The sequence below is a fragment of the Pseudarthrobacter sp. S6 genome, from assembly GCF_050156575.1.
In the GTDB taxonomy this organism is placed as follows: domain Bacteria; phylum Actinomycetota; class Actinomycetes; order Actinomycetales; family Micrococcaceae; genus Arthrobacter.
The window spans coordinates 2,207,714-2,220,962 of sequence record NZ_CP189581.1; the positions used below are offsets into that span (position 1 = coordinate 2,207,714).

11 protein-coding genes and 3 pseudogenes are annotated in these 13,249 nt (G+C 65.3%); all 14 read left to right on the top strand.

What is annotated here, in order from left to right; all coding sequences use genetic code 11:
- The first annotated feature begins 1 nt into the window (after position 1).
- Positions 2–613 (top strand): Holliday junction resolvase RuvX, encoded by a 612-nt coding sequence (gene ruvX / locus ACQCS0_RS10565; RefSeq protein ID WP_354155008.1) that lies wholly within the window; start codon positions 2–4, stop codon positions 611–613.
- On the top strand, positions 597–2,237 hold the full coding sequence (gene mltG / locus ACQCS0_RS10570; protein WP_354155009.1) for an endolytic transglycosylase MltG: 1,641 nt from the start codon (positions 597–599) through the stop codon (positions 2,235–2,237). Before ruvX ends, mltG begins: the two co-directional genes overlap by 17 nt.
- Positions 2,234–3,094: a shikimate dehydrogenase gene (locus ACQCS0_RS10575; RefSeq protein WP_354155055.1), complete on the top strand. Its 861-nt coding sequence runs from the start codon at positions 2,234–2,236 to the stop codon at positions 3,092–3,094. The genes mltG and ACQCS0_RS10575 overlap by 4 nt, the downstream gene beginning before the upstream one ends.
- Before the next feature lie 26 nt (positions 3,095–3,120).
- Entirely contained in the window at positions 3,121–4,320 is a 1,200-nt protein-coding gene (gene aroC, locus ACQCS0_RS10580; RefSeq protein WP_282330671.1) for a chorismate synthase, read from the top strand.
- Between the two features lie 59 nt (positions 4,321–4,379).
- Complete coding sequence (locus ACQCS0_RS10585; RefSeq protein WP_426940222.1) at positions 4,380–4,889, top strand: shikimate kinase; 510 nt, start codon at positions 4,380–4,382, stop codon at positions 4,887–4,889.
- Entirely contained in the window at positions 4,886–5,977 is a 1,092-nt protein-coding gene (gene aroB, locus ACQCS0_RS10590; protein WP_354155010.1) for a 3-dehydroquinate synthase, read from the top strand. Before ACQCS0_RS10585 ends, aroB begins: the two co-directional genes overlap by 4 nt.
- A complete protein-coding gene (locus tag ACQCS0_RS10595) occupies positions 5,977–6,495 on the top strand; it encodes a tetratricopeptide repeat protein (protein ID WP_354155011.1) in 519 nt (172 codons plus the stop codon). Before aroB ends, ACQCS0_RS10595 begins: the two co-directional genes overlap by 1 nt.
- Before the next feature lie 178 nt (positions 6,496–6,673).
- Positions 6,674–7,237 carry an elongation factor P gene (gene efp / locus ACQCS0_RS10600; RefSeq protein WP_056340266.1) on the top strand — a complete coding sequence of 188 codons (564 nt, stop codon included), beginning with the start codon at positions 6,674–6,676 and terminating at the stop codon, positions 7,235–7,237.
- Positions 7,237–7,647, top strand: a complete 411-nt coding sequence (nusB, locus tag ACQCS0_RS10605; RefSeq protein ID WP_056340263.1) for a transcription antitermination factor NusB — start codon at positions 7,237–7,239, stop codon at positions 7,645–7,647. Before efp ends, nusB begins: the two co-directional genes overlap by 1 nt.
- A gap of 72 nt (positions 7,648–7,719) precedes the next feature.
- Positions 7,720–8,005: pseudogene (locus ACQCS0_RS10610) on the top strand (GntR family transcriptional regulator); the annotation flags it as partial.
- Between the two features lie 192 nt (positions 8,006–8,197).
- Positions 8,198–8,519: pseudogene (locus ACQCS0_RS10615) on the top strand (sugar phosphate isomerase/epimerase); the annotation flags it as partial.
- Positions 8,520–8,586: 67 nt separating this feature from the next.
- A pseudogene (locus ACQCS0_RS10620) lies at positions 8,587–11,293 on the top strand (Tn3 family transposase); the annotation flags it as partial.
- Positions 11,294–11,424: 131 nt separating this feature from the next.
- Positions 11,425–12,081 carry a DedA family protein gene (locus tag ACQCS0_RS10625; protein ID WP_354155015.1) on the top strand — a complete coding sequence of 219 codons (657 nt, stop codon included), beginning with the start codon at positions 11,425–11,427 and terminating at the stop codon, positions 12,079–12,081.
- Entirely contained in the window at positions 12,078–13,205 is a 1,128-nt protein-coding gene (locus ACQCS0_RS10630) for an MFS transporter (RefSeq protein WP_354155016.1), read from the top strand. The genes ACQCS0_RS10625 and ACQCS0_RS10630 overlap by 4 nt, the downstream gene beginning before the upstream one ends.
- The last annotated feature ends 44 nt before the right edge of the window (positions 13,206–13,249 follow it).

Here is a 13,249-nt window from a genome sequence, read left to right on the forward strand (position 1 = left end):
TGTGACAGAATCCGTTGGCGCCGCCGTCTATCCCCAGGGCATCAAACTGGGGGTAGACGTCGGCACCGTGCGCGTGGGTGTCGCCATCTGCGACCCGGACGAAATCCTCGCCACTCCCCACAAGACCCTGGACCGCAACGTCAAGAAGAATTCCGACGTGCGTGTCATCGTGTCGCTTGCTGTAGAGCTCGGCGCCGTCCAGGTCTTCGTGGGGCTGCCACGCACCATGAAGGGCGAGGAACACGCCTCTGCCAGGATGGCCACCGTCTACGCCGAACTGCTGGTTGCGGAGTTCGTTGCCCGCGAAATGGATGTTTCCGTCAACCTGGTGGACGAGCGCCTGAGCAGTGTCACGGCGCACCGTAACCTGCACGAAGCTGGCATGAGCAGCCGGAACCACCGTAAAGTGGTGGATCAGGTCGCGGCGGCAGGCATCCTCCAGCACGCCATCGACATGCAAAAAGCCAGGGGAACGGACGTTGGCCGCCGTGTGACTGCGCCGCCCCGTACTCGGCCATCCGGAGCAGGCTCGGCGGTTCAGCCCGACCATGCGGCCCCTGAAGGCACGACCCGATCCCAGAACACGGAAGGCTACAGTGAGCCCGTCCAATAACGACGACGCCTCAGGCGCCACGAGCAACGATGGGGCCAGACCGCTGACCCGAAAAGAGCTCCGCGCCCTGGAGAAGCACACGGGAAGCAGCGATGTGGTTCCCGAACAGGCCTACGAAACGGGGCAGGATGCGCCTGCACCTGCCACGGTTTCCGGTCCCGACGCTGCACCCGCTCCTGAGCCTGCCTCCGTACGCGAGCCAGCCCCCGAGCCCCAGCCGGAACCGGTCCACGCACCCGATGCTGAGCTGCAGCCGATTATTCCCTCAGCTCCGGATGAGCCGCCGTCCATCCAGGACGCCGTGCCGATCGCAGACCACCATCCGGATGACGCCCAGGTCCAGGAGTACCACCCCGAAGACCAACACCTTTACGAAGCGCACGACGCCGGGCACCACTACCCCGACGAAGCGCTCCATGACGCCGGACACCACTACCCGGACGAAGAACACCACGATGCAGGCCACCTTGATGATCACCATGTCGATGACCACTATCCAGATGATCACTATGCCGGCTCCGGCCTGTTCGCCGGCGCAGCCGCGGGTTCCGTAGTGGCGAAGCCCTCCAAGAAGGTGCGGCGCCGCCGCCGCCTCCTGGCACTGTTCCTGACTCTTGTGGTGTTCGTGGCAGCGATCGCCGTGGGCGCGCAGTTCCTGAAGCCCCTGCTGGGAAACGACAAAGCGGCAGGTTACCCCGGCCCAGGCACGGGCGAAGTCATGGTTTCGGTCCAGCCAGGTGAAGGTACGCGCTCCGTGGCCACCAAACTGGAAAGCGGGAAAGTCGTAGCCAACGCTGACACTTTCCTGCAGGCATTTGCTTCTTCCGGCGGAACGCTGTCGCCTGGGGACTACAAATTCAAGATGGAAATGAAGAACTCCGACGCCGTCAGCGTCCTGCTCGGCACCGACAAGAGCAAGGTCATCTACTTCGCCTTGAGTGCTGGTCTCAGGGTCGGCGAATCGCTTCAGGCCATCTCCGAGGGCTCCGGTGTGTCGCTGCAGCAACTGAAGGAGCTCAGCAACGCTCCCGCACAGTTTGGGCTCCCGGCCAACGCCAAAAACCTTGAGGGTTACCTCGCACCGGGGGAGTACCGCTTCCCGCTTGGCACTCCGGCCAAGGACATCCTCCAGTCGCTGGTCAAAGTAACCACGGATGAAATTGTGGCACAGGGCATCACCGATCCGGCGAAGCAGTATGAAGCCGTGATCGTGGCGAGCATTGTCCAGGCCGAAGGCGGACAGGCTGAGTACGGCGACGTTGCCGGGGCCATCTACAACCGCCTCAAACCGAATGACCAGACCTCCGGATTTCTGCAGGTGGATTCGGCTGTGACGTACGGGCTGGGCACCAAGAGCTTCAATTTCACCGATGAAGAGCGCAAGGACAAATCCAACCTCTACAACACATACGCCAACCCGGGCCTGCCGCCGGGCCCCATCGGCTCCCCGGGCAAAACCGCCATCGATGCAGCGGCAAGGCCCAAAACCAACGACTACCTGTACTGGGTAACCATCAACCTGGACACGAAGGAGACAAAGTTCTCCAAGACGCTCGACGAACACAACCGCTACGTTGAGCAATACAACACCTGGTGTACGGCCAACGTGGGCCGCTGCGCATGAGTCTCCGGGCCGCCGTCCTGGGCCATCCGATCGGCCACTCCAAGTCCCCGGCCCTGCATCTTGCGGCCTACGGCAAACTCGGGATGGACATCGGCTACACGGCCCTGGACCTGACCGAGCAGGCGCTGCCCGCCTTTATGGAACAGGTCAGGACGCAGCAGGGCTGGCGGGGGCTCTCAGTCACCATGCCCCTGAAATCGGGCATGGTTGCCGAAGTGGACGAAGTCCGCGGCGTGGCACGGACCCTGGGCGTGGTCAACACCGTTGCCTTCGAGGAAGACCTCGGCTCCGTCAGGCGTATCGGTTACAACACCGACGTCGCCGGTATCGTCAACGCTGTCCTGAACGCCGGAGTGGCGGCCAGCCCCGCCGCCGTGGTCCTGGGCGGAGGGGGAACGGCCGCAGCCGCAGTGGCCGCGCTGAAGGATCTGGGGACGCAGCACGCCCAGGTGTTCGTCCGGGATACCTCCCGGGCAGGGGAAGCACGCGCCGCCGCGGCCGGAGTAGGCCTTTCCATCGTCGTCCGGCCGCTGACCGAAGCCGCCGTTCCGACCGCAAGTGCCGACGTCGTAATTTCCACTCTCCCGCCGCGCGCAGCGGACGGGCTGGCGGCGGAAATCGCCGCCTTGGGAACGGGAACACCCGGGGTTCTCCTGGACGTGGCCTATGATCCGTGGCCCAGCGAGATTGCGTCGGCGTGGCAGTCCGGCGGCGGCGCGGTGGTGCCCGGACTCGAGATGTTGATGTACCAGGCGGTGGAACAGGTACGCCTGTTCACCGGCCGCGGTGATGACGTGAATGCAGCTGTCATAGATGTGATGTGTGACGCAGTCGGCCTTCCCCGACGGGCGTTCTGACCGCCATACGTGGCAGGATGGAAATTATGTTGCGTTGGTTGACTGCCGGTGAATCCCATGGTCCGGCCCTGATGGGAATTATTGAAGGCGTCCCCGCCGGTGTTGAACTCACCAGCGGGCAGATCGCCGATTCATTGGCACGCCGCCGCCTTGGTTACGGCCGGGGCGCACGGATGAAGTTCGAGCAGGACGTCGTGACCATTCTCGGCGGCGTCCGCCACGGCCTGACCCAGGGCGGTCCGGTGGCCGTCCAGGTCGCCAACACCGAATGGCCTAAGTGGGAGCAGATCATGGCTGCCGATCCGGTGGATCCGGAAGTCTTGGCGGACCAGGCCCGCAACGCTCCGCTGACCCGGCCCAGGCCGGGCCACGCAGACTTCACCGGGATGCAGAAGTACGGGTTCACCGAGGCCAGGCCCGTTCTGGAACGCGCCAGCGCCCGGGAGACCGCCACACGGGTCGCCATGGGCACCGTGGCGTCCCAGTTCCTCAAAGCGCTCGGCATCGAACTGGTCAGCCACACAGTCTCCATTGCCAGCGTGACCGTACCGGAGGGCCGCCCGCTGCCCGTTCCGGCCAACGTGATTGCGCTCGACGCGGATCCCTTGCGCTGCTTTGACCGCGAGACCTCTGACGCCATGGTTGCCGAGGTTGACGCCGCCCACAAAGAAGGCGAAACCCTGGGCGGTGTGGTGGAAGTCCTCGCTTATGGGCTCCCGCCGGGGCTGGGCAGCTACGTCCACTGGGACCGCAGGCTGGACTCCCGGCTCGCCGCCGCCCTGATGGGCATCCAGGCCATCAAGGGCGTGGAAGTCGGCGACGGGTTTCTGACAGCTGCGCGCCGCGGCTCCGCAGCCCACGACGAAATCGTCAAGGACGCGGACGGCAAGATTATCCGTACCAGCAACCGGGCAGGTGGCATTGAAGGCGGCATGAGCATCGGCGACGTCCTGCGCGTGCGTGCAGCAATGAAGCCCATCGCCACGGTGCCCCGCGCCCTGCGCACGGTCGACGTCAGCACGGGCGAGCCTGCAAAGGCGCACCACCAGCGCTCGGACGTCTGTGCCGTGCCAGCCGCAGGTGTTGTAGCTGAGGCGATGGTGGCGCTGGTCCTGGCCGAAGCCGTCACCGAAAAGTTTGGCGGTGACTCCGTGGCGGAGACCGCCCGCAATATCAAGGGTTACCTGGACAACATTCCGGCATCCCTGGACTCGATCGGCCACTAGTGCCCGGGAGCCGTAAGGCCGGTGTGCCTGGCAACCGGCCGATTATCCTCATCGGACCCATGGCGGTGGGAAAGTCCGCAATCGGCCACGAGCTGGCCAGGCTGCTGGACGTGCCGTTTGTCGATACGGACGATCTGATCGTGGACGCCCATGGCAGTATCGCCTCCATTTTTGCAGGCCGCGGCGAGCACGCATTCCGGGAGATTGAGGCCCGGACCGTGGCCGGCGCGGTGGAACATGCAGAAGGCTCAGCCACCGTGATTTCCCTGGGCGGCGGTGCAGTGCTGGATTCCGGCACGCAGCAGCTTCTGGGCCGCTGCACTGTGGTGTACCTCGAATGTGATGAGGAAACCGTAGCCGTCCGCGTGGCCCGGAACTCGGGCCGGCCGCTGCTCGCCGGCGATGCCATGGCCCGATGGTCCGCACTCTTTCTTACCAGGAAACCCGTTTACGAACGGCTGGCCGACCTCGTGGTGGATGTCCGCCATGGCTCGGTCAGCGAGCTGGGACACCGGCTCGAAGTTGCACTGCGTGACTACGCGGCCGCCAAACAGGAAGTTGAAAATTGAGCGTTGATTCAACAGTCATCAAGGTCACCGGCGAATCCGCCGGGCAGAATTACGACGTCGTAGTTGGCCGCGGTCTGCTGGGGAACCTTCCGGCGTTGCTGGGGGAGCGGGTCCGGCGTGTGCTGGTCATCCATCCCCGTGCGCTGCGGCTCACGGGTGACACTGTCCGCGACGAACTCGCTGCAGCTGGTTTCACCTCGCTGACGGCGGAAATCCCGGACGCCGAGGAGGGCAAGCACATCCAGGTTGCTGCTTTCTGTTGGCAGGTCCTGGGCCAAAACGACTTCACGCGTTCCGACGCCATCGTGGCAGTGGGCGGCGGGGCCGTTACCGACTTGGCCGGTTTTGTGGCGGCTACCTGGCTCCGCGGCGTCAAGGTCATCCACATGCCCACCAGCCTGCTGGGTATGGTGGATGCTTCCGTGGGTGGCAAGACCGGCATCAACACCGCAGAAGGCAAGAACCTCGTGGGCTCCTTCCACCCGCCGGCCGGCGTGCTGGTGGACCTGGACACGCTGAACACGTTGCCCAGGAACGAAATCATTTCGGGCATGGCTGAAGTTATTAAATGCGGCTTCATCGCAGATCCGGCCATCCTTGACCTGATCGAAAAGGACCCTGCGGCGGCCACCGATCCCGGCTCGGACACCCTGCGGGAACTCATTGAACGCGCCATCGCGGTCAAGGCCAAAGTCGTCTCGGAAGATCTCAAGGAATCGGGGCTGCGCGAAATCCTGAACTACGGCCACACCCTGGCCCATGCCATTGAACTCGTGGAGCGGTACTCCTGGCGCCACGGCGCGGCTGTATCGGTGGGCATGATGTTCGCCGCTGAACTTGCCCGCAGCGTCGGCCGGCTCAGCGACGCCGACGCCGACCGCCACCGCAGCATCCTGGAAACCCTGGGCCTCCCCGTGACGTACCGGCGCGACCGCTGGCAGGGACTGCTGGACGGCATGCGGCTGGACAAGAAATCACGCGGGGACCTCCTGCGCTTTGTGGTTCTGGACGGGATCGCCAAACCGGGCATCCTGGATGTCCCGGACACATCCCTGCTCTTCGCGGCCTACCAGGAAATCGCGTCCTGATGCAGGGCGACGTGGCGGGCACCAGCGACTGGCCCGAGGCTGGCTTCCCCGGAGTCAGGATCAGTCCGGAGTCCCTGCTGCCGGAGATCGTCAACGAGGATGCCTGCCGCGAGGCCCTGGCGGCGTCCACGGACCCGTCGGACCACATCTTCGTCCTGATCGTGGAGGGACATGCTGCGGAGGCGGCCGAGCTGCTTGCGGAGGCCCGCTTCAAAGACCCCGAGTCCTTTCGTCTTCGCACATTCGAAGCCGACGTGCTGCGCGTCACTCACCGCACGGACCGCGCCCTTGACCTGTTCCGCCAGCTGCTCGCTGAGTTCCACGGAACTGACCGTGAAGCCGTGGTCCTGCAACACCTGGGCAAGACCCAGTACGCCGCCGGACACACGTCCGCCGCGGTGGAGGCCTTTTCCCGTGCCCTGGATCTTCGGGTCGCGCAATCGGCTGATGCCGCACAGATTTACTCGTCCGCGGTGGCGCTTCAGCGGGCGCGCGATGTACTGGATCTTGCCTGCTGACGGACCTGTTAGGTTCCGGGGCGGGTGGCCGGGAAAGACCGGACGCGAGCCGCCCTGGTTTTACCGGTAGAATGATTCTTGGATTTTTGATAAACACGCGCTGGCGGGCCGTTCGGCATGCCTGGCCGGCATAGAACGTCTGACAACTGACCAGACAGATAGAAACCAGAGGATACCAGTGGCAACCACTAACGACATCAAGAACGGAACGGTCCTTAAGCTCGAGGGCCAGCTCTGGAACATCATCGAATTCCAGCACGTCAAGCCCGGCAAAGGTGGCGCGTTTGTGCGGACCAAGATGCGGAACGTGATGTCCGGCAAAGTTGTAGACAAGACGTTCAACGCCGGCCTTAAGATCGAGACCGCCACGGTTGACCGCCGCGACTACCAGTACCTGTACCAGGACGGCGCCGACTTCGTGTTTATGGACACCTCGGACTTCGACCAGCTCACGGTCTCCGGCGCCACTGTTGGCGACGCCACCAACTTCATGCTGGAGAACCAGATGGTGAACATCGCCATCCACGAAGGCAACCCGCTGTACATTGAGCTTCCGCCCAGTGTTGTCCTGGAAATCACGTACACCGAGCCTGGCCTGCAGGGCGACCGCTCGTCCGCTGGCACCAAGCCTGCAACACTGGAAACGGGCTACGAGATCCAGGTTCCGCTGTTCGTCGAAAACAACACCAAGGTCAAAGTCGATACTCGCGACGGCAGCTACCTTGGCCGGGTCAGCGAGTAGTGAGCGCACGCGGTAAGGCCCGCAACAGGGCACTGGACGTTCTTTTCGAAGCTGAGCAGCGCTCGGTTTCCGCTTTTGATGTACTCAGGTCCCGGCGAGAACTGACTGACCAGATCGTGAACCCGTACACCCTCGAAATCGTGGAGGGCGTCGTCTCACAGCAGACCGCCATTGACGAATTCCTGGAGACCTACTCGCAGGGTTGGACCTTGGAACGTATGCCTTCGGTGGACCGTATTATCCTGCGGATCGGCACCTGGGAACTGCTGTATAACGATGACGTTCCCGATGGCGTCGCGGTCAGTGAGGCAGTAGCGCTGTCCAAGACGCTCTCAACGGATGAATCGCCGTCGTTCATTAACGGCCTCCTCGGCCGGCTGCAGCAGCTGAAGCCGTCGCTGCTCGCCTGAGCTGCTGCGGCCCTGGCCGCGAGTCCGTGCACGGCGTCATAAAGAGCCCCGACCAGGTCCGCCTGGCCGGGGCTCTTGGCTTCCCTTATGGATGGCCGGCTGACGCCCGGTGACGTGGTCAGCATTGACGGGACGGCCCGCGAATTGGACGTTTCGCCCACCCCGGTGCGCGAGTCCGTGGCGCGGCTTGAGCATACCGGGATGGTCCGGAGGCTGGCGCTGAAGAGGCTACCGTGTGGCTCCCGTTTTCATCCGAGAGGATTTTGCGGAGCTGGTGGAGGCCCGGCTGGCAATCGAACCGGTCAACGCCCGGCTGGCCTGTGAACGCATCAACCAGCGTGGCCTGGCCGAGCTCGAGTAGTCTGTCGAGGACTTGAAATCTGCACCGCGGGGGCCTTCGTTTGTCGACCATTGCCGACGCCCCGGAAAGCTGATCCCAGGCCAATGTAGGTTGCGGTAACTGGGGAGGACCCCGCCAGGTTGTGATCTTGACAACTCCATTTTGATAGTAGTTCCTATAGGAAAGAGGATTACGAAGGAATGAAGCATCGTGGCTTACACAGCTGAGAATTGGCCCATCACCGCAGCGCTGCTGCGGTTTCCGGGAACAGACGCCAAAGGCGCGCAGATCAACGCCGCCGACGCATCCAGTTGGGCGGAGGTCCTGACCGAGGTCAAGGATGCCGGCTTTGACAACGCAGACCTGACCGACAGCTGGGTCCGTCCGGGCGATCTGAGCTAGGAGCGGCTTGCCGGGTTCAAGCAGACCGCAGGGAAATGTGGGCATCGGTATCCCGGTCATTTCCGCCATCCGCCGCAGCGTGATCCACACGACGGACTGGGCAGAAAACTTCGCCTACAGCCACCGGACCAGGGGTCTGACCTGCAGCGGAACAGCGGTTGGCGCTAAGCCTTCTGCGTTGGCTTTACGTTAGCGTCATGCCAGTTGAGTTTCTCAGTGATGACCAGGTAGCGGTGTATGCGCAGTTCGCGGGTCCGGTTTCGCGGGCTGAGTTGGAACGGTTCTTCTTCCTCGATGACCGGGATCTGGAGTTGGTTGATTTCGTGGCAACGCAACTTGGGATCGTCGGCGGTTCCGTTTTGGGGAGTTACGCAGAACGGTCGAAGACGCCGTACGAGCACCGGTGGGAGATAGCGCAGGCTTATGGGTATAGGCGGCTGTCGGCGCCCGGGACTGCCGCCGAATTCAGGAGCTTCCTGACGGCTCGCGCGTGGACGCTGGCGGAGCGGCCGACCCAGCTCTTCGATCAGGGCGTGGCATGGATTCGTGCGGAGCGGGTCCTGCTTCCGGGTGTGAGTGTGTTGGCCAGGCTCGTCGCTGAGGTCAGGGGCGAGGCCGGCGACCGCTTGCATTCGGTGTTGGCGGGACGGGTTTCTGCAGAGCTTGGTCGCGGGCTTGATGGTTTGCGCGCGGTGCCGGCTGATTCTCTTTCGTCGGGGTTGGAGAGGTTGCGTCGTGCTCCGACCCGGGCGTCGGGGCCGGAGATGGTGCGGGCACTGGAACGCGCCGCGGAGATCGCTGGGTTGGGTGCAGGCGGCGTTGATCTGCGCGAGATTGCGGCGGGGCGCGTGGAGGTGCTGGCTCGACAGTGTCTGTCATCGGATCCGGCGATGCTGCGGCGCATGCCGGAGCATCGCCGTTGGGCGACGTTGGTTGCCACCGCCGGGGCTCTGCGGGTATCCGCGGTCGATGATGCGGTTGATTTGTTTTCGGTTCTGATGGCGACAAAGCTCATCGGGCCCGCGGTGCGTGCGGCGGCCAAGGACCGGATGCGGTCCTTGCCTCAGCTGAGGCGGTCGTCGGTGTCGTTGGCTGCGGCGGCCAAGGTGATGCTGGAATGTTCCGAGGTCCAGAGCGCTGGGCTGGGCCCGGCTGAGGCGCGGGCCCGGTTGCAGGCGGCCACCTCGCGGGAGCGGCTCATGGCCGCGGTGGCGACGGTCGGGGGCTAGCCCCCGACGCCGGGGAGGACGCGGACCAAGGCCAGGCGGAACTGGTGAAGCGATACGCCACGGTCCGACCATTTTTGACGGTGATCGCTAATGTCCTGCCGTTAGCCGCAACGCCGGCGGGCAGCCCGCTGTTGACCGCGGTCCGGGGTCTGGGGGGCCTGGTTGGACGCAATCGGGTTACCCGGTCAGAGATCGTGGACGAGGTGGTGACCGGGACGTGGCGGCGGCTGGTGTTTCCCGGCACGGAATCGCCGGATGAGATCGTGGATCACCGGGTGTACACGCTGTGCGTGCTCGAGTCGCTGCATCGGGCGCTGCGTCGCCGGGGTGTCTACGCGGTGGGTTCCGCCCGATGAGGCGATCCGCGGGCCCGCCTTCTCGATGGTGAGGCATGGGAACAGGCCCGACCCGGTGTTCTCACGGCCCTGCGGTTACACGCCCCCGTTGAAACCCATCTCGGCGACCTTGCCGCACGGCTCGGCGCTGCCTACACGGGTCTCGCCGCCAGGATCCGCCCGGCTGCGACCTCCGTCGCCGCCCCGATTCGTTTGGAAACAGGTGCGGAGGGGCGGACACGGGTGAATCAGTCGCGGCTGGAACCGCTGCCGGAACCGGACACGCTGACCGTGTTGCGGGACACCGTCGAGCGGATGCTGCCCGGGTGGATCTGCCGGACGTGCTGCTCGAGGTGAACGCCTGGACCTGCCATTTGAACGATTTCACGCACCTGGGCATGACAGAGCGGGCGTCCGGTTCCGGGCTCGCCGATCTGGCCACGTCGATGGCCGCGGTACTGGTCGCTGAAGGCTGCAACCTCGGATTCGCCCCGGTGATCAAACACGGCCATCCGGCCCTGAGCCGGCGCCGGCTCCCGCACGTGGCGCAGAACTACCTGCGCAGCGATACTCTGGCCGCCGTCAACGCCCGTCTCATCGATGCCCAGGCCGGCGTTGCGACGGCTCAGGCGTGGGGCGGTGGCCAGGTTGCCTCCGTCGACGGATTACGGTTCGTTGTCCCGGTCCGCACCCTGGATGCCGGCCCGAATCCGCACTATTTCGGTCAGGGGCGCGGCGTGACCTGGCTCAACGCCATCAACGATCAGGTCTCCGGCATCGGGGCCGTCGTGGTCACGGGGACGATGCGCGACTCCCTTCACGTCCCGGATGTGATCCTCAACCGTGACGGCGGACCCGCACCGCAGATGATCGCGACGGCCACCGCATCCTACTCCGACATCGTGTTCGGGCTCTTCCGTCTGCTCGGCTACCAGTTCAGCCCGCGTCTGGCTGATATGCCCGACCAGCGTCTCTGGCGCCTCACCATACCCGGCGGGCGGGCCGCCGACTACGGCGCTCTGAACGCTGTCGGGACGAACAAGCTATCGGCCGGGCGCATCCGGGTCCAGTGGGCGGACATGCTGCGTGTCGTGGGATCCCTGCACAGCGGTTCGGTCGCCGACTATGACCTGTTGCGGATGCTGGGCCGTGACAGCAGCCCCACCCCGCTCGGCGCAGCGTTCGCTGAATACGGCCGCGCCGCCAAGACACTGCATCTCCTTGCCATGTATGACCCGGATGACGAGAGCTACCGTCGCTCGATCCATGTTCAACTCACCGTCCAGGAATCCCCGCACCGCATGGCCCGAAAAATTTTCTACGGCCAGCGCGGGGATATCATTTGTTACTTGAAGGCCGGATTTCTGCCGGTTGGCGCGACACGCGAGGAGCAGGCCGTGAACCAGGATCCAGTTGTCGAGCACTTCCCGAGTGGGGCCCGCGGTCTTCGAACCCGGGGAAGCGGTGCCGGGTGAGCGCGTTCCTGGACAGCATCCTGAACGTCAACCCGGTCCTGGCGTTGACCTTGGTGGGGCTGCTGGTGTTCGCTGAGGACGCTTTGTTCATCGGGTTCGTGATCCCGGGAGAGACAGCGGCGGTCCTCGGAGGCGTCGTCGCCAGCCGGGGCCACGTGGAGCTCTGGACGATGATGGTCCTGGTCGTGCTGGCCGCCGTTGTGGGGGACACGGTCGGCTACGAGATCGGCAAACACTTCGGCCCCCGGGTCCTGAACCTGAAGGTCATGAACAAACGCCGCGCCAAACTGGACAAGGCGCAGGACTTCCTGCGCCGCCGCGGAGGATCGGCGGTCTTCCTCGGCCGGTTTGTGGCGTTCTTCCGGGCGGTCATGCCTGCCCTGGCCGGGACGTCCCGGATGCACTATCCCCGGTTTCTGGTCTTCAACGCCGCCGGCGGCCTGGTCTGGGGGGCGGGGTTTGTGCTGCTGGGTTTCCTGGCCGGCAACTCCTACGAAGCCGTCGCCAAGACAGCCGGACGCGACATCACGGCCGTGGTGCTGGTGGTGGCCGTGATCGCGTACATCGTTTGGCGCGTGCGCAAAGCACGCCGGGAACGCCGCCCCAGCGCGCCCGTTTCCGGATCCGCGCCGGAGCCCGAGCCCGATCAATGACAGCCGACGCACAGGGCGCCGGGGTTCCAAGCCCCTGGCGGCATCTGTTCCCCCTATATGCAGCCGGCTTCACCACGGCGTTCGGTGCCAATGCCGTGGCGGCGAACCTCGGCGCCTACAGCATCGGCCACAGCCAGTTTCTGCTGCTACTCGGGGCGATGCTGGCCCTGTACGACGGGGCCGAGGTGCTTCTCAAACCCGTTTTCGGGACACTCTCGGACCGGATCGGCGCCAGACCGGTCCTGCTCGGCGGTCTGGCCGCCTTCGCACTCTTTTCCGCAGCCTTCGTCCTTGCCCGGGATCGGGCATGGCTGTGGCTGGCACGACTGGGCCAAGGCGCAGCCGCCTCAGCGTTCTCCCCGGCAGCCTCTGCCCTGGTTGCCCGGCTGAACCCCACGGGCCGCCAGGGCAGAGCGTTCGGCTCCTACGGGTTCTACAAAAGCATCGGATACACCGCCGGCCCGTTGATCGGAGGAATACTGGTGGCCTCCAGCGGGCTGAAACTGCTGTTCACCCTCACCGCACTCCTGGCACTGGCGGTAGCCGTGTGGGCCTTCCTGGCCGTGCCCGTGGCGGCGGCCCTGTCGGTCGGCGTCGGCTTCCTTCCCCTCTCTGGGGCAGCAGCGGGTCTGGGGCCCGTCGCCACCGGAGCTGCCGTCTCGGTCCTGGCCGTCTGCGGCGCCGTCGCCCAGCCCCTCGCCGGCAGGGCATCCGATACACCAGCCCGTCATCCGGGCCGCCTCGCGGGCCTGGGCCTGGCGCTCACGGCCGTAGGCCTGGCCACCGCCATGCTACCCGGGAACGCCGGGCTGCTGGCGGCCGCCGCGGCCATCGGCGCCGGAACGGGCATCATCACCCCGGTGGCCTTTGCGGCCCTGGCCACCGCCACACCGCCTGAGCGGCTGGGCCAGACCATAGGCGCCGCCGAAGTCGGCCGCGAACTCGGCGACGCGGGCGGCCCGATGCTGGTAGGGGCGGTCGCCGCCGCCACGGGCCTCGCGGCCGGCTACGGCGCACTGGCCCTCCTGACCGCCGCCGTCGGAGTATTCAGCCGTCATCCCCGCACCGCAGGGATTTCCCCGGCAGTCGCGGACACGGGCCGGGACCGGACGGAGCCAGGATGAATCAAACCACAATCCCCCCGCCCGGCGGACGGAAAAGGCGGCCG

What these genes read in the sequence shown, in the direction of transcription:
- aroC (WP_282330671.1), top strand. Translation starts at nt 3,121, where the DNA reads ATGTTGCGTTGGTTGACTGCCGGTGAATCCCATGGTCCGGCCCTGATG.
- ACQCS0_RS10575 (WP_354155055.1), top strand. Translation starts at nt 2,234, where the DNA reads ATGAGTCTCCGGGCCGCCGTCCTGGGCCATCCGATCGGCCACTCCAAG.
- ACQCS0_RS10595 (WP_354155011.1), top strand. Translation starts at nt 5,977, where the DNA reads ATGCAGGGCGACGTGGCGGGCACCAGCGACTGGCCCGAGGCTGGCTTC.
- ACQCS0_RS10630 (WP_354155016.1), top strand. Translation starts at nt 12,078, where the DNA reads ATGACAGCCGACGCACAGGGCGCCGGGGTTCCAAGCCCCTGGCGGCAT.
- ACQCS0_RS10585 (WP_426940222.1), top strand. Translation starts at nt 4,380, where the DNA reads ATGGCGGTGGGAAAGTCCGCAATCGGCCACGAGCTGGCCAGGCTGCTG.